Source organism: Bifidobacterium saguinibicoloris, assembly GCF_019331725.1.
Lineage (GTDB): Bacteria > Actinomycetota > Actinomycetes > Actinomycetales > Bifidobacteriaceae > Bifidobacterium > Bifidobacterium saguinibicoloris.
Genome location: NZ_JAHBBF010000001.1, coordinates 134,482 through 152,920, shown reverse-complemented (window position 1 = coordinate 152,920; position 18,439 = coordinate 134,482). Strand labels below are relative to the sequence as shown.

The 18,439-nt window shown below is 65.5% G+C and carries 18 protein-coding genes; 8 read left to right on the top strand and 10 right to left on the bottom strand.

What is annotated here, in order from left to right; genetic code table 11:
- Nucleotides 1-229: 229 nt before the first annotated feature.
- The 3 genes from KIH78_RS00830 to KIH78_RS00820 form a co-directional block, all read right to left on the bottom strand.
- Nucleotides 230-1,876, bottom strand: a complete 1,647-nt coding sequence (locus KIH78_RS00830; RefSeq protein ID WP_219130838.1) for a helicase-related protein — start codon at nucleotides 1,874-1,876, stop codon at nucleotides 230-232.
- 160 nt (nucleotides 1,877-2,036) lie between these two features.
- On the bottom strand, nucleotides 2,037-2,954 hold the full coding sequence (locus KIH78_RS00825) for a cobalt transporter (RefSeq protein WP_219130837.1): 918 nt from the start codon (nucleotides 2,952-2,954) through the stop codon (nucleotides 2,037-2,039).
- A 176-nt stretch (nucleotides 2,955-3,130) separates the two neighbouring features.
- Entirely contained in the window at nucleotides 3,131-3,748 is a 618-nt protein-coding gene (locus tag KIH78_RS00820) for an isochorismatase family protein (RefSeq protein WP_219130836.1), read from the bottom strand.
- Nucleotides 3,749-3,886: 138 nt separating this feature from the next.
- On the opposite strand from KIH78_RS00820, the gene KIH78_RS00815 reads away from it, so the two are divergent.
- Nucleotides 3,887-5,173 carry an MDR family MFS transporter gene (locus KIH78_RS00815; RefSeq protein WP_236034318.1) on the top strand — a complete coding sequence of 429 codons (1,287 nt, stop codon included), beginning with the start codon at nucleotides 3,887-3,889 and terminating at the stop codon, nucleotides 5,171-5,173.
- A gap of 76 nt (nucleotides 5,174-5,249) precedes the next feature.
- Here the strand turns inward: KIH78_RS00815 and mscL are convergent, their stop codons facing one another.
- From mscL to KIH78_RS00800, 3 genes are all read right to left on the bottom strand, one after another.
- On the bottom strand, nucleotides 5,250-5,723 hold the full coding sequence (gene mscL, locus KIH78_RS00810) for a large conductance mechanosensitive channel protein MscL (RefSeq protein ID WP_219130835.1): 474 nt from the start codon (nucleotides 5,721-5,723) through the stop codon (nucleotides 5,250-5,252).
- Nucleotides 5,724-5,778: 55 nt separating this feature from the next.
- Nucleotides 5,779-7,377 carry a S10 family peptidase gene (locus KIH78_RS00805; protein WP_219130834.1) on the bottom strand — a complete coding sequence of 533 codons (1,599 nt, stop codon included), beginning with the start codon at nucleotides 7,375-7,377 and terminating at the stop codon, nucleotides 5,779-5,781.
- A gap of 193 nt (nucleotides 7,378-7,570) precedes the next feature.
- Complete coding sequence (locus tag KIH78_RS00800) at nucleotides 7,571-8,590, bottom strand: VanZ family protein (protein WP_219130833.1); 1,020 nt, start codon at nucleotides 8,588-8,590, stop codon at nucleotides 7,571-7,573.
- 332 nt (nucleotides 8,591-8,922) lie between these two features.
- Between KIH78_RS00800 and KIH78_RS00795 the strand changes: the two genes are divergently transcribed.
- From KIH78_RS00795 to KIH78_RS00785, 3 genes are all read left to right on the top strand, one after another.
- The gene (locus KIH78_RS00795; RefSeq protein WP_219130832.1) at nucleotides 8,923-9,372 is read left to right on the top strand and encodes an MFS transporter; all 450 of its coding nucleotides are present in this window, start codon (nucleotides 8,923-8,925) and stop codon (nucleotides 9,370-9,372) included.
- A gap of 74 nt (nucleotides 9,373-9,446) precedes the next feature.
- The gene (locus KIH78_RS00790; RefSeq protein ID WP_219130831.1) at nucleotides 9,447-10,112 is read left to right on the top strand and encodes a pyridoxamine 5'-phosphate oxidase family protein; all 666 of its coding nucleotides are present in this window, start codon (nucleotides 9,447-9,449) and stop codon (nucleotides 10,110-10,112) included.
- Between the two features lie 151 nt (nucleotides 10,113-10,263).
- Nucleotides 10,264-10,932 (top strand): DUF1287 domain-containing protein, encoded by a 669-nt coding sequence (locus tag KIH78_RS00785; protein ID WP_420830092.1) that lies wholly within the window; start codon nucleotides 10,264-10,266, stop codon nucleotides 10,930-10,932.
- Here the strand turns inward: KIH78_RS00785 and KIH78_RS00780 are convergent.
- Nucleotides 10,916-12,247 carry an MATE family efflux transporter gene (locus KIH78_RS00780; protein WP_338024089.1) on the bottom strand — a complete coding sequence of 444 codons (1,332 nt, stop codon included), beginning with the start codon at nucleotides 12,245-12,247 and terminating at the stop codon, nucleotides 10,916-10,918. The two genes, KIH78_RS00785 and KIH78_RS00780, sit on opposite strands and share 17 nt — an antisense overlap.
- A gap of 259 nt (nucleotides 12,248-12,506) precedes the next feature.
- On the opposite strand from KIH78_RS00780, the gene KIH78_RS00775 reads away from it, so the two are divergent.
- The 3 genes from KIH78_RS00775 to KIH78_RS00765 all read left to right on the top strand — a co-directional run bounded on the left by KIH78_RS00775 (nucleotide 12,507) and on the right by KIH78_RS00765 (nucleotide 14,155).
- Nucleotides 12,507-12,806 carry a DUF2316 family protein gene (locus tag KIH78_RS00775; RefSeq protein WP_219130829.1) on the top strand — a complete coding sequence of 100 codons (300 nt, stop codon included), beginning with the start codon at nucleotides 12,507-12,509 and terminating at the stop codon, nucleotides 12,804-12,806.
- Between the two features lie 197 nt (nucleotides 12,807-13,003).
- Complete coding sequence (locus KIH78_RS00770; protein WP_219130828.1) at nucleotides 13,004-13,435, top strand: DUF3592 domain-containing protein; 432 nt, start codon at nucleotides 13,004-13,006, stop codon at nucleotides 13,433-13,435.
- Between the two features lie 234 nt (nucleotides 13,436-13,669).
- Nucleotides 13,670-14,155 (top strand): hypothetical protein, encoded by a 486-nt coding sequence (locus KIH78_RS00765; RefSeq protein WP_219130827.1) that lies wholly within the window; start codon nucleotides 13,670-13,672, stop codon nucleotides 14,153-14,155.
- A 71-nt stretch (nucleotides 14,156-14,226) separates the two neighbouring features.
- Here the strand turns inward: KIH78_RS00765 and KIH78_RS00760 are convergent, their stop codons facing one another.
- Nucleotides 14,227-14,661, bottom strand: coding sequence for a DUF3592 domain-containing protein (locus KIH78_RS00760; RefSeq protein ID WP_219130826.1), 435 nt, complete (start codon nucleotides 14,659-14,661; stop codon nucleotides 14,227-14,229).
- Nucleotides 14,662-14,795: 134 nt separating this feature from the next.
- Here KIH78_RS00760 and KIH78_RS00755 point away from each other — a divergent pair, with 134 nt between their 5' ends.
- On the top strand, nucleotides 14,796-15,623 hold the full coding sequence (locus tag KIH78_RS00755; RefSeq protein ID WP_219130825.1) for an aldo/keto reductase: 828 nt from the start codon (nucleotides 14,796-14,798) through the stop codon (nucleotides 15,621-15,623).
- 66 nt (nucleotides 15,624-15,689) lie between these two features.
- Here KIH78_RS00755 and KIH78_RS00750 read toward each other — a convergent pair whose 3' ends face one another.
- Complete coding sequence (locus KIH78_RS00750; protein WP_219130824.1) at nucleotides 15,690-16,502, bottom strand: hypothetical protein; 813 nt, start codon at nucleotides 16,500-16,502, stop codon at nucleotides 15,690-15,692.
- A 186-nt stretch (nucleotides 16,503-16,688) separates the two neighbouring features.
- Nucleotides 16,689-18,101, bottom strand: a complete 1,413-nt coding sequence (locus tag KIH78_RS00745) for an MFS transporter (protein WP_219130823.1) — start codon at nucleotides 18,099-18,101, stop codon at nucleotides 16,689-16,691.
- Nucleotides 18,102-18,439 lie beyond the last annotated feature (338 nt).

Sequence of the window (18,439 nt, the reverse complement as noted above, 5' to 3'; positions counted from 1 at the left end):
CTTCGTGAACCAGACCTCCTTGAAGGGAGATCCGTTTCGGAACCGCGATGGACTGCGTCGTCCCGTGTCCCGATAGTCGTCAATTATACAACCGGCGAAAGCCGACACTGGGAAAACCGTCGGAAAACCATATGGCGTGTTTCGCGCGATCAGGACCGTGGATGCGTGCGGAGACGGCCCTGCTCCTCCACGGACGTGGGGGAGCAGGGCGCGTTTTCGGACCGCCCTTTCAGAACCGCCATGCGCCGTCCGTATAAGGGTCCTCATCGTCGTCCCAATCGTCCCATTCGGCGCGGCCGTACATGCGCGAACCCAGCAGGGACGCCTTCGGTCCGGCCACCTTGTCGATCACGGCCCGGTCCCAACGTTCACGGGTCACGGCGAATATTCCGTCCATCGCCTCGTCCATGAGTCCGAGCGCGTCGGCGAATGCGTAGCGCAGCGTCAGAATCCGGATGTCCCGTTCGAGCGTCCCAAGACGGTCGGGCTCGGCGGCGAACCGTTCCCGCCATTCGGCGCCGCCCGGCAGCATCGGATGGCGCGACTGGACCAGTCCCCTGAACAGGGAGACGAGCTCATCCATGTCACGGACCTCATCCGCGGGGAGGAACGACATGGTCAGGATGGTGTGCCGGTCGTAGGGGAAGTCCCTGCGCGTGCCGGCGATTGTCTCCAACCGTGTCGCGATGGCGCGTTGCCGGTTCAGGCGTTCTCGTTCAAGCGTGTCGAATCGGATGGGGGCGTTCGCCCACACCTTGAGGATCGTGGTCAGCGGCACGGAGTCGTCCAGTCCGAGTCCGAGAGGGAACGGAACCCTCGCCTTGCTGATCGGCGCCACCGTGCCGGTCAGGCAATCCTCCAGCCATGCGTTCGACCGTGCGTCCGAAGTGACCAGTCCCTTGTCGAACATGCCGAGACGTCCCGCACGTCCGGCGATCTGTCTGACCTCCACCGCGTCGAGCATCCGTTTCCGCATGCCGTCGAATTTACGGTTCGCGCCGAACACGATGCGGCGTATCGGCAGGTTCATGCCCATGCCGATCGCATCGGTCGCGACCAGCACTTTCGCCTCGCCGGAAGCGAAGCGTCGGGCCTCGGCGCGTCGCGCCGCCCACGGCAGCGCCCCGTACACGATCGCGGTCGGGATGCCGTCCTCCTCGATTGCGGAGGCGGTCCTCAACACGTCGTGACGGGAGAATTCGATGATCGCGTCGCCTTCCCGAGGGGTACCGTCCCATGGCTTCGTCTCCACCAGGAGCGGAGTGGAACGATCGTGACGTACCACGTCCGCCCGGTCTCCGCACATGGCGATCAGCGATTCGACGATGGCCAGTGCCTCGGGTGCGCAGCAGACATGGATGTCCGGGCAGTTCACGCCGAGGATCGCCCTCGTCCACGCGCCGCCATGGGCGGGGTCCGCGATCATCTGCGCCTCGTCAATCACCACGCATGCGTATTCGCGGTCCAGGCGCAGGGTCCCGATGGTCTGCGAGACGAAGCGTCCGTCCCCGTCCAAAGACCGTTCCTCACCCGTGATGATGTCTGTCGGCAGTCCTTCGGCGCGCAGGCGTTCCCCGGTCTCCAACGCAAGCAGCCTCAGCGGAGCCAGATACGCGCCGGAGCCTGCGGACTTCAACGCCTCCAGTGCGTCGTGCGTCTTGCCGCTGTTCGTCGGTCCCACGTGGATCGTGAAGCGGCGGCTTCCGTGACGATACGACGAGTAGAAGGTGAACGGGTCCGTCGCCGCCGTGGATACGGCCACCAAATCGCGGGCCGCCGCCTCGTTCGCGGTCCGCTCCCGCTTGAGACGATCCTTCGCGTCCTTCCTGTGCTTCGCCTTCTCCCGACGATTCCATGAACCCCGTGACACGGTCATGTCGAACCTCCGATTCCATGAGGATTGCCGTATTGCGGACCCACGATAACCGCGACTTCGGGGATGCGGGAGAAAAGCGGCGGATAATCGTACCCACAGCGTGTCGCGGTCCGACTCCGCCGAGGGGGGGGAAGCGTGTACTTTGCGGGGAGCGGAGTACCTATCGCAGCGTCACGGTGACCGTCCGCTCCATGCTTTCGGCCCCGGTCCACCTGCCTGAGGTCCGGGCCCAATCCATGCCGTTCGCATGCACGGCGTCCACGCCGTATTCGTGCGCGTGCGCGACCAGCCACGTCGCGGCCTGCCATCCTTGGCGCCCCGGATCCGATCCGGACGATCCCTCCGGCAATGTAATGGTCAGCGCCGTGGGGGAGGCGGCCGAGCCGTCGTCCGTCGTGGACTGGCCCGCGATCGTCGCCGAGGGGAACATGTCCCGGAATGCCGTGACGAGACCGTCCGGATCGGGGGAGATCTTCGTATGGATCGAACAGGTGACGCCGGCCGCGGTCTCGCCGGTGAACGCGGCCGCCCATGCGCGGGCCATGCCGTCCCATTGCGCGTACAGGTCGGGGTAGCCGGAACGCTGCACCGCCTGTGCGGCGTCCTCCACCGGAATCGTCTGCCAGTCGGCGACCTTCACCAGTTCGTCGTAGAAAGCGTTCGTCGCATACGATTCGTCCGTCAGCTGCTCCACTGTGCCCCACCCCTGGCTCGGCCGCTGCTGGAACAATCCCACCGAATCAAGGTCGCCATGGTCGAGGTTGACGAGCTTCGATTCCTGCATCGCCGTCGCGATCGCCACCGTGGCAGCATGGTCGGGGAGCCCTCGTCGGACGGAGATTGCGGCGATGAGCGACGCGTTGCGCGTCTGCGTGGGGCTCAACGGATACCCGCCGTCCGCGGTCGTCACCGTGCAGTGGTCGGCCGGCTGCGATACGGTCCGTCCGGCCGTGCCGGAACGGGCCCATAGGAACACGACGACGAACGCGACCACGATGAGACATGCCCCGGTCGTCATGAGGATCGCGATCGGGACGGCCGTCCTTTTCGGACCATGCGTTCCGTCGTTCCATGTCATACCGTCACGTCCTCCTTGCGGTTCATGCGCCGGTCACGGGCTACGGCCGACGCGTCGCGCCTCCGGCCGCGAACCAATCCCAGCATCGCACCGGGAATCCGAACGGGCAATCGGGGACATGCCTGAATCGCCCCTGATGTTCGGGCATCAGGCCGTCGATCAGCGGCCGGCACGGTTCAGTGCGATTCGGTGAGCATGACGCCGGCCTCCGCCATCTCCTTGCGTGCGGCGACGCCCAGCTCCTCGCTGACCGGCACGGTCAGGTCTTCGAACACGGTGGTCGGATAACCGAGCTTCACCGCGTCGAGCGCGGTCTCCTTGACGCAATGCGATTCGGCGATGCCGACGACGTCGACCTCGGTCACGTCCGCGGCCTTCAGCGCGTTGGCAAGCGTGCGACCGGCGGCGAGTGCCGCGTTGACCTCCTCTCGGCTCTGGATCGTGTCGGTGTCGTCTTCGATGCCTTCGAATCCGGAGTAGGCGGCCGCGTACTGGCCTTTCTTGAAGTGGTGTGCGATGTCCAGCGTCTTGATTGCCGGATGCAGGTCGGCGTTCGGTGTGCCGGCCTTGCCGTGCACGGGCCAGGTGTCCACGAAGTCGGGCGTCTCGGACCAGTGGGAGCCGGGCTCGATGTGCCAGTCCTGCGTGGTGGCGATGTACGCATAGTCGCCGCGATGCGTCTTCACGTACGTCGCGATGCGTTCGGCGACCGCGTTGCCTCCTTCCACGCCGAGTTCGCCGCCTTCGCAGAACGTCGGTTGCACATCCACTACGATCAACGCCTTCCGGGTCATGGTGTCTCCTTGTTTTGTCTTTCGGTGGTCCGCTGTCCGAGGCTCACTCTAACGTTCGGACGCCGGTTCCGGCAACGGGTGGATACGCATGGCGGTCCATGCGGGCCGTGTACGAGCGTGCCCATAGGATGGTGCCCCATGTGTGAAAAGACGAATGAGGGGATGGGCCGTCGCGTCGTCTTCGGTCTGCCGTTGCTGTTCTGGGGCCTGTGGCTCGCCCTGCTTATCCTGTGGATGGGCCGGTTCGTCATCTCGTTCATGTCCATGTATCTTGTCAAGGATCTGCATGTGGATGCGGGGCTTGCCGGCACCATCGTCTCCATGTACGGGTTCGGCGGCATCTTCGGCTGCCTGTTCGGCGGCTCCCTGTCCGACAGGTTCGGCAGGCCGGCCATGATCATAGCCGGCGAGCTCGGTGCCGCGGCGATGCTCGTGCTGCTCTCTTTCATCGACGATCCCATGGTCATGGGCGCGATGCTGCTTGTCTACGGCGCCATCTCGTCCATCCCCACGCCGGCCATCGCCGCGTACATCGCCGACGTGGTGCCGATGCGCGACCAGAAGCGCGCTTATACGCTGCAGACGTGGGCGGTGAACTTCGGGTTCGCCATCGGGCCGATTATCGCGAACCAGCTCGTCAAGATCTCGTACACGCTCATGTTCTATGCGGAGGCGCTCATCCTCGTGGTCGCCACCGGATTGCTCGCGTTCTTCTTCCACGAGGCTCGCGTGCATGCGGCGCGAACCGTCGGTGGAGCCGTCGTGAAGACGCGCCCCGCCGATGCCGTGGGGCGGCGGAACGTGTCGATGCTGGCGAACTACCGTCGCGCGCTCACCGACTGGCCGTTCCTGTCGATGGTGGTGCTCATGTTCGGCTACACGATTGCGTACTTCCAGATGACCAGCGGACTGCCGATCGCGATGACCGGGCTTGGCATGGGCACGGACCAGTATTCGGTGCTGCTCACCATCAACGGCGGCATGCTGTGTCTGCTGCAGATTCCCGCCATCGCCGTGTTCAACCGGATGAGCAACACACGTGTGCTCGTGCTCGGCATGCTGATGACGGCGTTCGGCTACATGTTCCAGATCGGCGCGACCACATGGCATGGATTCGCGGTCGCCACCGTGCTGTGGACGCTCGGCGAGCTCGGCACGTTCCCGATCGCCGCGACGACCGTCGCGAACCTTGCGCCGGCTGAGGCCCGCGGCACCTATCAGGGTCTGTACAACCTGGTCTGGGCGCTCTCGAACGGCGCGGCGCCGCTGGTCGGCGGATGGGTCATCAGCGGGTTCGGCGGTCGTGTGCTGTGGATCTGCTGCACGGCGATGTTTCTGTTCGTCGCAGCGGGACTCTATGCCACGAAGGGCGCCCGCGAACGCGCCATCACCCGCAACCTGCGCGCCGCGGACCTCGAGGGGTAGCGGGCACCACCATCCACTGTCATCCGTTCGTCATGGCCGATGCGGTTGCGTCGTCATCGTCGATGGAACCGGCGGTTCAATCGACCCTGCTGTCCGTCGTATCCTTCCGCGCAGTGGAATCCCGGTCCGCGGCGGCCAGCTGGTCGCGGATCTCGGTGAGCAGCTCGACGGTGCGTTCCTCGGGCGTGACCTCGGGCTCCTTCGCCTTCTCGTCCGCCTCCTGCTTGAGCTTCGCCTTGATGAGCATCACGTCGGTCATGTCACGGAACTTGTTGATCGGCACGAGGACGCAGAAGTACACGGCCGCGGCGATGACGAGGAAGTTGAGCAGCGCCCCCAGCACCGCGCCGAACGAGACCGTCGCGCCGTTGAACGTGAACGCGAGCAGACCGCTCATGTCCGGTTTGCCGAACACCATCGCGATGAGCGGGTTGATAAGGCTGTCCACGATCGCGTTCACCACGGAGGTGACCGCGCTGCCCATGACCACGCCGACGGCCATGTCGATCATGTTGCCTCGTGCGATGAATTTCTTGAAACCATCGAGCATTGTCGTTTCCTTTCCTGTGATGCGGCTCCTGTGGTGAGGCTTCCGACGGACGTTCCTACAGCCGGATGTCCGGCGCGGGCACGGCGGGACGCTCGTCGATCGCGCGAAGACCGGGAACATCCGCGGCGTAGAAGCGTTTCAGGTCGTCGGAGAATTTCGCGAGGCTCGGTTCGGACGAGTACAGCATATGCCCGGCCGGATAGTACGTGAACGCGACGTTGCCGCGTAGCGGCTTCGGCAGGCCCAGATGGTCGATGTCGTATTCGGTCTGGCCGAACGGGGTGCACAGGTCGTACACGCCGTTGCCGATCAGCACCTTCAGCGTGGGCTGGTGCGCGATTGCGGCGGCGAGGTCAGGTACGACGTTCGGGAACGGGATGTTCCGACCCCAGGAGGACTTGGTCATCTCCGGCTGCCTGTGCCACCAGGTCCAGCCCTTGCCGGCTTCGGTGGCGTCCCAGTCGAAGTCGGCGAACCCGCGGCGTTCGGGAGCCCTGTCCCAGCCGAGCTCGTCCCTCAGATACGCGTTGGCGAGGCTCGAGTACGCGGGGTCGAGGTAGGCGTCGTCGACGACGAACGTCTCCTCGTCGTTCATCCGGTCGAGGTCATATCCGGCGACGCGACCGTCGTAGCGGCCGACGATCCTCTCCTCGTCGCGCAGCAGCTCCTTGCGGAACCGCATGTCCACGACGCGCAGGTCGGAGTCGTAGACGTATTTCGCGTCCAGTCCGGTCAGTTCGGCGTAGCGTTCCGCCACGCGGTGTTTGACGTCGTCATCCAGCGAGGCTCCGGCGGCCAGCGCGAGGCGGAGCGGTCCGTTCGCGAATGCGCGCGCGGCCTTGAGATGTTCGGCGGGCTCCACTCCCTTGCCGGCGCGGCCATGGTATTGGGCGACGGACGCGTAGGTCGGGAAGTAGCCGACGTAGAACTGGTCGGATGTGTCGAGCGTGTACGCGTAGTCGAGGATGTTCGAGATGAGCGTGAGCCCGTTCAGCGCGACGCCATCCTGCTGGAGACGGTAGGCGAGGGTCGCCCCGCGCGTGGTGCCGTACGATTCGCCGAGCACGTACTTGGGGGAGTTCCAACGGTGGTACTTGCTCGAGTAGGCGCGGATGAACGCGCTGAATCCGGCGACGTCGCCGTCCACCGACCACAGTTCCGGCTTCGCCTTGTCGGCGATCTCGGAGAAACCGGCGCCGGGAGCGTCGATGAACACCAGGTCGGAGATCGGCAGCAGCGTGTACGGGTTGTCTTCAAGACGGTATGGAGCGGCGGGCACGGGCGCGGCGTCCGGCACGTCGATCCGTTTCGGTGCGATGGACCCCATGAGCAGGAACGTGGTGGACGAGCCGGGGCCGCCGTTGAAGACGTAGGTGACCGGGCGGGTCGTATCCGTCTTGCCGTCGTCATCCAGCAGTGCGAACGCGGTGAAGAAGATGCTCGCGGCCGGCTTCACCTTGGGGGTGTCGATGAGGATGGTGCCGACGGTGGCGGAGTAGTGAAGCGTGCGTCCGTCGACGTCGATGGTGTGGCGCGTGGCCTTCTCATACGGTTCGGGCAGTTTCGCCGCGTCCGGTTTCGTCTGGCTTGCCGTCGCCGTTCCCGTCGCGCCCGGCTTGGTCGTCCCGTTTCCTTGGTTGTTCTCATCTGCCATGATGATCAGTCCTTCTACTGTTTCGTCCGCGTCGTTTCCGCTGTCGCCCGATGTCTGTTGCCAGCCAGCGTGACGCAATCCACTATAAGCTTGTGGGGCGCGACTTGCGTATGGCGGGATTCTCCGGTGTGGGATGGGTCGCGGTTTCCATGTGGGATGCGTTCCGATCAGGTGGAAGAGCTGGAGCCGACCGTCAGATGAGATCGTAGGGCATCCGCTTCCTGATCAGCCAGAAGACGAGCGTCGCGAACAGGACCAGACCCGCATGCGGGATGTAGTCCGGGAACCTGACGCAGCAGATCACGGCGAACCGGGCGGCGTAGAACGCAATGCGGCGTACGCCTTCACGCGGGCGCGACTCACAGGTCATGTGCGTATAGCCGCCGCCGAGCGTGCGGCCCTGTCTCATCCACGGGATGACGACTTCGAAGACCGCGAGTGCGAGCAGCATCATGATGGAGGACATGTCGAGCGGATCGCTGCCGTCCGTGTTCGTTATCACGCCGAGTCCGCGGCCCGAGACGAACGAGCACAGCGCGTCGCCCGCGATGGTCAGCGGCAGCGCGCACACGGTGGCGAGGCCGAAATCGATGATGAACGCGACGAGCCGGCGCACGAATCCCGGATCCGTGACGGTCGTGGTGTCCGCCTCGCGCACCGGCAGGACGCGGTCGAGCAGCATCGCGCAGCCGTAGCCGGCGACCGCCCCGGCCGTGTTCCAGACGAGGTCGTCTACGTCGAACAGGCGATACGAGCAGGGGAACAGGCCGAGCACTCCGGTCAGCTGCAGCGTCTCCACCATGAGCGAGGCGAGGAATCCTGCGAGGAGCGATGCGGCGAACGGCCACCGGAACACGCGCCTGGCGATGAATCCGAGCGGCAGGAAGAACACCACGTTCATCGCGATCTGCATGATCGCGGTCAGACCGTCGGAACGGATGTCGCTGATGAACTGGAACGGGTTCAACTGCGGGGCCAGATGGTGGGTCGCGCAGTATGCGGCCGGATCGGACGGCATCGGATACAGCGTGAAGCACAGCAGACCCAGCGCGTACAGCACCGTGCCGTACGCGGACAGCGCTGCGGTGAAGCCGATGCGGTTGTCGCGGTGGTAGAGCATCGCCAGCACCGGCACCGTGAGCATGAACGACGCGATCGGCCACATGGCGACCGCCAGCAGGAACGGCGCCGAGAAATTCGCCAGAAACCCCATGATTCCCTCTCCTTCTCCTTCGGAACGCCATCCACGATAGGGGCATCCGCCGTGAGTGGTCATCGTCCATCGGATCGAGATTCTCCGGGATATGCGGGGAGGAGAGGAACCGGGTCATCCCCGGGAACGATGCGGTGGTGTGCGACGGAGCATGGCGGTCGACGTTATCCAGACGACATGATGTTGATATTGCTTTCCGATACGTTATATGAACACCATGTCGTCCGGATAAAGCCGCCGTTCAGCTGGTCAATCCCCGCACCGGCTGGATGCGGGTGGCGCTGCGTGCAGGTATGACCGAGGCGAGGATCCCCGCGACGAGGATGATGGGGATGAGAACGCCGATCTGCCCCCACGGCAGTTGTGCGGTGAATCGGTCGGTCATACCGCCGATCTGGGCTCTGACTCCGGCGATGCTCACCTGGGCCATGGGTCGGGTGCCGGCCGGCCGGTCCGGCGCGGGATCGGGTCTGCTGACCGTGTTCCGCCAGTTCGGTTCCATCATCGGCGTGGGCATCTTCGGCAGTGTGCAGAGCGGACTGTACGTTTCACGGTTCCGTGACGCCGCGCGGGTCACGGGGCTTGGGGAACGCGTCTCCGCCGGCTCGGTGACGCTGGATTTTCAACAGGCCGTCCATCTCGGGAAGGCGTCCGGCGACATGCTGCGTCAGGCGGCCTCCCGCGCCTATGAGTCCGCCATGTTCGGCAGCTTTGCCGTGGCCACGGTCATCATCGTCGCGACCACCGTGATTGTCGCGGGGATCTCCCGTCGTTCCCGGTGATGGATGCGACCGTCCGGAACCGCCGTACCTTGTATCATGGGGCTCACAGCGGAAAGCCGTGAAAGGGGCCGAGGATGAGCGTGGAATACGCCCATGAGACGCATGGGCCGGAGCAGGGCCGGGAACGGCGTCCGCGACGCCGTGACGACGAGTGCACGGTGGCGGGCGGACGCCGCATGATGCGACGCGCGGACCGCGAAGTCACCGATCCCGACGCAATCGCGGCGATCATCGCCGGCTGCGATATCGTCGACGTCGCATATGCGGATGCGGAAGGACTGACGGTGGTGCCGCTCAACTTCGGCTACGAATACGACCGGGGGAGCGGCCGGCTCACCTTGTGGATGCACTCGGCCTCCCGCGGCCGCAAGCTCGACGCGATACGCGCCGCCGACAACCGGCTGCCGGTCGCGTTCTCGATGCACACGGACTGTGAGGTCGTCTCGGGACGCACGGCGTGCGCCTGGGGTGAATCGTTCAAATCCATCGTCGGCAGCGGCGTCGCCTCCATCGTCGACGACCTCGATGAACGCCGTCATGGACTGCAGCTGCTGATGGCGCATCAGGCGCATATGCCGCACGTGACGTTCACCGACGCGCAAGTGCGGAGCGTCACGGTGTGGAGGATCGACTCGGACCATCCCACCGCCAAGTCGAGGCCCAAACCGGCCTCGGCGCATGGACCGCATGGCGGACATGACGCCACCGCTCCCGTCTCCGCCGCGGCTGATACGGTCTGAATGCGATATGGCTCGTCTTGAAGGGAACAATTCGATGCGGCAAGGTGCGAGACGTACGGTCTGCGCGGTGCTGGCGGTTGTGTTGGCCGTCGCGCTCGTCGCCGGCGGCGTGTTCTCCATTCGGCGACTGTCCGGGTTGCCGTGGGAGGCGATGGGCAGGTCCGTCGCCTCGACCGCCACGAAAGGCGGCGATTCATCGGATGGCACGGTGATGCCGCGGTCCGAAGCCTCGAAGGAGTATCCGAAGGCCGTGAGCCCCGTCGACTTCAACGGCAACGGCACGGACGACTACGCCGACATCGTCGCGGGCGCGCGTGCCGACGCCGAGGCCCGTCCCGCCTACGACGACGGCTACTATCAGGGCGGCTACCCGCCGTCCGACCGTGGCGCATGCACCGACCTCGTCTGGCGCGCCTTTCGCGCCGCCGGCTACGACCTCAAAGCGATGGTCGACGCGGACATCGCCGCCGATTCCGCAAGCTACCGGGCCGTCGCGCCCAAACCGGACCCGAACATCGACTTCCGCCGCACCGGCGTGCTCGACGTGTTCTTCGCCAAATACGGACAGTCGCTTACCCTCGACCCGTCCGACCGCGAGGCGTGGCAGGGCGGTGACATCGTCGTCTTTCAACACGTCAAACACATCGGCGTCGTCTCCGATAAACGTGACAAGGACGGCGTCGCCTACATCCTGCACAACATGGGGCAGAAGCAGCGTGAGAACGACTACCTTACGTTCCGCAAGCACATGACCGTTACCGGCCATTACCGCTTCGACGCCTCCAAGGTGCCGGCGTCCGTCCTCAAAGCGTGGCGTTGACGTCCGCCCGGGCCGTTTCCCTCGGCGGCAGCAGCCTTCGCGCAACCCATGCGAACAGGAGTCCGGCCACAATCGCCGACGTCATGTCCGAAACCGGCTCCGCGACGAACACGCCCGTCGTGCCGAGCCCGAGCCGGGGAAGCAGCAATGCCAACGGCACCAGCAGGATGAGCTTGCGGAAGACCGCGAGGAACAGTGACGGTTTCGCCTGCCCCATGCCCACGAACGCGCATTGGACGACGTTCTGGACGCCGAAGATGCCCATGCCGCACACGAAGTACGGCAGCGTACGCGACACCACGTCGATGATCGCCGCATCCGACGTGAACAGGGAGGCGACGAATCCGGGGAAGAGCGCGAGCAGCGTCGTCATCGTGCAGTTGATGGCGACCTGCACGACCATCGTGCCCGAATACGCACGCCGCACGCGGTCGTACAGCCCCGCGCCGTAGTTGTAGCCGATGATTGGCTGCACGCCCTGCGAAATGCCTTGCGAGAACACGAAGATCAGCTGCATGAGGCTCGTCATGATCGTCATCGCGCCCACATAGACGTCGCCGCCATAACGTTGCAGCGAGGCGTTGAACACCACCTGGATCACCGATTCGGTGATCTGCATGATGAACGGCGAGACGCCGAGGAACAGCACCGGGCCGAGCAGACGCGTGAGACGGACGTCGCGCATGCGCAGCCGTATCGCGCTGTCCTGCGAGGCGAGGAAACGGACCACCCACGCGGCGGACAAGCCCTGCGCGATCACGTTCGCCAACGCGGCGCCGCGCACGCCCATGCCGAGCGCGAAGATGAACAGCGGGTCGAGCGCCAACGAACTCAACGCGCCGATAAGCACCGAACCCATCGCCACGAGCGCCCGCCCCTGCGCGGTGATGAACGTGTTGAGCCCCAACGCCAGCTGCACGAACAGCGTGCCGCACAAATAGACGGTGAGGAAGTCGACCGCATACGGCAGCGTCGCATCGCTCGCACCGAACAGCACGAGAATCGGCGTCTTGCACAGCTGGAGCAGCGCCGACAGCACAATCGCTATCGCGACGATCGCAGCCACCGACGTGCCGAGATAGCGTTCCGCCCTGTCCCGGTCGCCGCGTCCCAGCTCGATCGAGGCGAGCGGGCCTCCGCCCATGCCGATGAGCATCGCGAACGCGGACACGGCCAGCGTGATCGGGAAGCATACGCCCACGCCGGTCATCGCGAGATCGCCCACGCCGGGGATGTGCGCGAGAAACAGCCGGTCGACGATCGTGTACAGCGCGTTGCACGCCTGCGCCACCACCGCCGGGACCGCCAGCGACACCGCCAACCGTCCGATCGGCCTCGTGCCGAGGCCGGACTTGTCCGTCGGCCGTTTGTCCGCTGGTGCCGTCCGCGACGTTGTCCGTGCCGTCGCCCGTCCACTTGTCTCTCGTTGCGTCACGAGGGGACATTGTATCTCCCAATAGGGGAGCGTCCCACCTGGTACCGGCGGCGCGAAGCGGCGGCATGCCCTATCGCATATGCGTGAAGTACGATTGGGCATGACCGGGAATTCCAACGATAGGGGTAGAGGGGCAGATATGTCATTGACCACTGCGCAACGTGAGGCGACCATCCGCGAGTTCCATGAGAACCTACGTCGACTGAACCTGACCGCCGGCGAGGTCGCCGAACACTTCGGCGTCGACGCCTCACGCATCGAGACCATCATCGACTTGGAATCCGGCGTCCTCGAATATCCGTGGATCGTGCGTGGCTACCTCCTCGACGAGGCCGCCGCCCGCTGCGTCACACTGACTCCGTTCACCGCGCTGCGGGGCGACCCGCACGACTACTGGTTCCTCGACGGGACGATGATCGACAGGGGTGTCATCAGCTGAAGACGTTTTCCATTCACTACTCCGAATCCGATGGTCCATCAGTGATTATGGGACGTTGGCAGGGAGGCGGGAACGGTTCGGTGGACGGCGCCTCGCGGATCGGTCTGACACTGAAACGGCTCCGGTGCGTCATAGGAGTCGAAGGAGGACGGGTCATGGGATGATGGAGTTGTCGGGACCGCGAAGGGGAAGTCGATATGGACGATATGAAATTCAAGCTGCTGATGTTCGCGTTGCCGTTCGCCGGAGTGGGGCTCATTTGCATGCTCATCGGCATCGGGTTCGCCCGTAGGGACAGAAGACGGGCCGAGCGCTGCGTCGCCTCCACCACAGGCGTCGTGTCCCGTGTCGTCAGGGTCCATGATGAGGGCAATGAGTACGACTACCATCCACTGGTCTCGTACACGGTCGACGGCGCCACGTACGAGGTTGCGCCGGACGGGAGCAGCCGGACGCCGAAATGGCGTGTGGGCGATCCGATGACCGTCGCCTACGATCCGACCGACCCCAAGTACGCCTACCTGCCGTCCGAAAACAGTTCGACGCCGACCGCGGGCGTGGGCGTCGCCGCCGGCATCCTCGCCCTGCTCATCGGCGCAACCGCGATCACCTGTGCACTGCTCATGTAGCGGCGCCGTCACGCGCTCCGTCATCGGAACATTGTGGACTATCCACGGTAAGGCGATACGGCCATCGACAGGGAAGAGACGGACTAGGCTCAATCCACGGAAGGAAGGGCGTCCGTGTCGCGTTCACTTTCGTGTGGTGGAATCCGTGATATGGAGCATGACGCATGGATCGAGGGTAACGGACGGTTGGCTCGACGAATCTGGTTGCGGCGGGCGAGGGGTTGGCCTCTCGCATTGTTGCTGTCGTTGGCGTTGGGCGTCGCCGTGGTGGGCTTGTTGCCGTTGGACGTCTGGTTCGGTTGGACGGGGGAGACGCCGACGGTCGTGATCGTCGTCGTGTCCGCTGTGGCCGGGCCGTGCTTGTACTGGTGGCGGCGTCTCCGCTGCCTGCCCAAAGGGGTTCTGGCGGTCCGTCGCGCATGGCCTGTCCGTCTGGTCGCCTTCCCGGACACGACCGATGTCGACGGCAATCCGTGGCTGGGTGACGTCGAATGGATCCTGTTCACGCCCGGCGTGGACCGGACGCTCGTGCTGCCGGTGATGGACGGGTCCGCGACGCGTTCCGCGGCGCTTACGATCAGGTCCGGACGTCTCCGGTTCGACGGGCTGCGCGCCGAGGCGCCGGTGCCGGTGGATCCGAAGCTGCCCGAGAGTCTGCGATGGTTGGAACCCGGCGTCGCCTACGATCACGAGACGAGAACGCTCCTCGCCACAGTTTAGGGGACAGGCCGGACATTGCATTCGTCGTCTACCGCATGCCAGCCATCGAACCGCAGAAACGTCGAATCCCGTCACATGATCAAGGCCCAGCCGATCGCGCCCGCAGCGATCAACACACAGAGCGCGCCGATGGCAAGCACTTCGCCTCCTCCCGATGTGGCCGGATCCTCGGACGGCAGGTAGGCGAAGGCGGGGTCGGACGGATCGTAGTCGACGATCATCGGCTCGCCCATGCTCCATTTCGCGCTGCCGCGCGGCGCGTCCGTCGTCACCTCGTACGTGACGCCGTCGACGATGTACGAGACCATCGGACGGTAGTAGTGATGGCCATCCTCCTCGTCGTAGACCGAGACGATACGGTCCACGACGCCCGTGGTGGAGACGACGCACCGCGTGGTCCGTCGACGCATGCTGCGCGATACGGCGATGCCGGCGAACACGAGCACCAAGCCCACGATGGCGAACGGCAGAGCGAACATCATCAGGTTGAAATCGGTCCCGTCCACGACGGCCTCCCTCCGGAACGCTACGTGACCATCATCTCACGGGACGAGCCCATCCCGCGGCGAGGGAGGGGAAGACGCCGCTCGCGCCCATATACAATGCGTGAGGAAGCACATCCAACGGGAACGGAGGCATCATGGCGATTCAGTCGACGATTACGCTGAACAACGGCACGGTCATCCCGCAGGTGGGACTGGGCGTGTTCCAGACCCCGGACGGCGAGACCACGGTGAACGCGGTCACGGCCGCGCTCGAAGCGGGATACCGCCATATCGACACGGCGATGATCTACGGCAATGAGGCGTCCGTGGGCGAGGGGCTGCGCCGATCCGGCGTGCCGCGCGACGACGTGTTCGTGACGACCAAGCTGTGGAACGACGACATCCGCGCCCGCCGCGGCAGGGACGCCTTCGAGGAGAGCCTCGATCGTCTGGGCCTCGACTACGTGAACCTGTACCTCATCCACTGGCCGGCGGACGGCTGGAACCAGGCATGGGACGACCTGCAGGCGATCTACGCGACCGGACGCGCGAAGGCGATCGGCGTGAGCAACTTCGAACGGCATCATCTGGAGGAGCTGCTCGCCCACACCGATGTGAGGCCGGCGGTCGACCAGATCGAGTCCTCGCCGCAGTTCGCGAACCGGGAGCTCATCGACTTCGCGCACGCGCAGGGCATCGACGTGGAGGCGTGGAGCCCGCTCGGCGGCACCGGCGGCGACCTGCTCGCCGATCCGCGTCTCAAGGAGATCGGGGAGCGGTACGGCAAGTCGGCCGCGCAGGTCGTGATCCGCTGGCACATCCAGCGCGGCGTCGTGGTGCTGCCGAAGTCCACGCACGCCGAACGCATCCGCCAGAACATCGACGTGTTCGACTTCACCCTGACCGACGCCGACATGGCCGCGATCGACGCGATCGACACGGGCAAGCGCAACGGCGCCGACCCGGATCACTTCGACTTCTGACGGACGGGACGCCGGAGTATCAGCGGTTCGGCCCCGAAGTAGTGAGGTGAGCCGTCCCGTCGTCGACTACCGCTGCCGCCGGAATGTGTCGGTGAGGATGGCGACGCCGTCGATGCGCGGCCCGATGTTGGGGTCCTGCGCGCCGGTCTCCAGTTCGGGCGCGTTCGACGGTAGGACAATCCTTGCCCGGTCCCCGTACACCTGCAGCGTGCACGGTCGCATGCGCGGGTCGACGCCCCGGTCTCGGGCCAGCTTTCTCAGGAGCCGTTGCGACAGCTGCAGCGCCCGGGGCGTGGGCTTCGCATAGTCGCCCATACGGTATCGGCCGGGCAGCTTGTCCGTCCAGTCGACATCGTGGTCGCTCCAGTACAGCAGGTACGAGCGGACGCGGTCGGTCGGGGCGAACCTCAGGACGAGCACGTCGTTGGCGCAGACCCGGTAGTGGGTGAAATAGCTGAAATCGCCGCCGCTGAACGGGTCGTGGCCGATGATCGGCGTGGACAGCGCGAGTCGGCGCAGGGGCAGCCGGTCTGCATACGCCCGCCCGATCATGGCGCCGGTGATCATGAGCCCCGGCTCGGTGGGAAGGCGACGCTGCCGCAAATCCTCGTACACGTCCTCCAGCATGATGATGACCACGGTGACCAGCGCCACACCCAGCAGCACGTACACCGGCTGCGGCACGGACGAGCCCAGCAATGCGGCCAGCGTGAACAGCGTGACGGCTAACGCGATGCCGGCGACGATGCCGATGACCACGGCGCGGTCGTGCCGACGCACGGCCGGTTGCGGATCGTACGGCAGGGCGGCTATCGGCCAATCCTCGTTCCGGGGAAGGCGCTCGCTGCGCGATGCGCGGGGGATCGGCGACGGATTCATAGGACACCTCGTTCGACGGGCTCACGGTCCATACCGACCCGCGGGCGGATTCTCCGGATTCCGGCGCGACGGCCGTTCCGTTTCCCCATGCTATTCCGATAATGGGAGTCCAGGCCCGTCACCGAAAGACGGCATGGCGGGAGAGGCTGGCTCCTCTCAGAGAAAGGCGCCAGCCTGCTTCAATGTTCACAACTCCATCCGCTCCCAGTGCTCGGGGCGCGGGATGCGGCGGGTCGGGGTGACGCAGGCGAGGACGAGACCGACGGCCGCGCATCCGACGACCAGCATCATGACCGCACGAAAACCCAATCCCGGCGTTCCGAGCAGCCAGCCGACCAGGGCGGGAGTGAACGCGCCGGGAACCCCGATCGTCGTCTCGAACACCGTCGAAACCCGACCCTGCATGTCGTCGGGCGTGCGCCCGAAGATGAACCCGAGCTCGCCCGCGTTCAACGCGGGAAACAGCAGCGACGTGGCTGCCATGCACGCGACGACCACCCCGTACGAGTCGGTGAACAGGAGCGGGAGCATCGCGGCGGTGAACACCGCGAACGTGAGGATGATGAGCCGTCCGGTCGGGATATGGTCGACCAGCCATCCGGCGATGAGCGAGCCGATCAATGCCGAGACGCCCGTCGCGGTGCCGACCAGTCCGATGAGCGCCGCATCCGTGCCGCGTTCGGCCAGCATGATCTGCACGCCGACGATACTCCCGTAGCAGGCGACGTTCACGACGGCGCCCTGCGCGATCGCCGCGAGGATGGTCCCGCGCGTCAGCGTCCACCGCCATCCCTCGACGAAGTGCGCGAGGAACGACGGGGCAGGGCCGGATTCTCGTCCCGGGGCATGGCCGTTCCCGTGTTTGCCGGCGGCCGGATCGGTTGCTGTCACGGTCAGCTCGGCGTCGTTCGAGTCACATGTTCCCACCGCGTTCGGTTCGCCGGCGACCGAAACCTGAGGCGCGGCATCCGAAGACGGCGTGTCATCCGCCGCATGCCGGGGCAGTTTCACCGCCGTGACGGCGGCGATCAGGTACAGCACGGCGGACACGAGGAACGGGAACCATCCCGCGACGCGGTACAGCAGTCCGCCGATGGCCCCGCCGGACAGCTCCACACAGGATTCGCGCGCCTCGCGGATGGCCTGCGCCTTGGCGAACCGGTCCATCGGCACCAATGATTTCAGCATCGCGTCGTTGGACGGTCCAAGCAGCCCGTTCATGACGGCGAACAGTGCGACCGTGATCGCGAACAGGCCCGTGCCCATCGTCCCGGTCGCGAGCAGGACGGTCGCCGCGGCCGACAGTGTCCCGCCGACCAGGCCGAGCAGAATCATCATGCGACGACGGTCATGCCGGTCGGCGAGTGCCCCGCCGATGGACATGAGCGTGAGTCCGATCGTCGATTCGACGGTGACGAGCAGGCCCGCGACGAACGGCGAGCCGGACAAGGCGAGTCCGATCAACGGGATGGCGAACGTGCGCAGGCTGACCGCGAACACGTCGGCGGTGTCCGCGACGAACCAATTGCGGTAGGCGGGCAGGTGCCACAACGAATGCGGTCGGCGCGTGGAAGAAGATGAGGATGTGATGGTGTTCATGGCAAGGTCTCGTTTCATGGGCGTCCCATGATGCCGGGTGCGTGGAGGTACGTCCGAATCTCGGCGGTGCCGGACCGTGCGTGGCGCGGAGACCGGAATACCGGGCCTCCCGCACGGCTCATGGGAGTATGTTCTGGAATTTCGCATGGAAAGACATCGCGACTGCGTGCGGCGGTCGCGACCGAAGTGGTCGGCGGCGGGGAATCGCGCGGCGACTAGTCGTATGCGAAGGAGACCAGAACCTGGTACATGATGAAGCGTCCTTGACTGATTGTGGTTGCGGCCCGCCATCGTCGGCGGGACATAGGGATACGTTCAGTCTAGCAGTGCGACGGGCG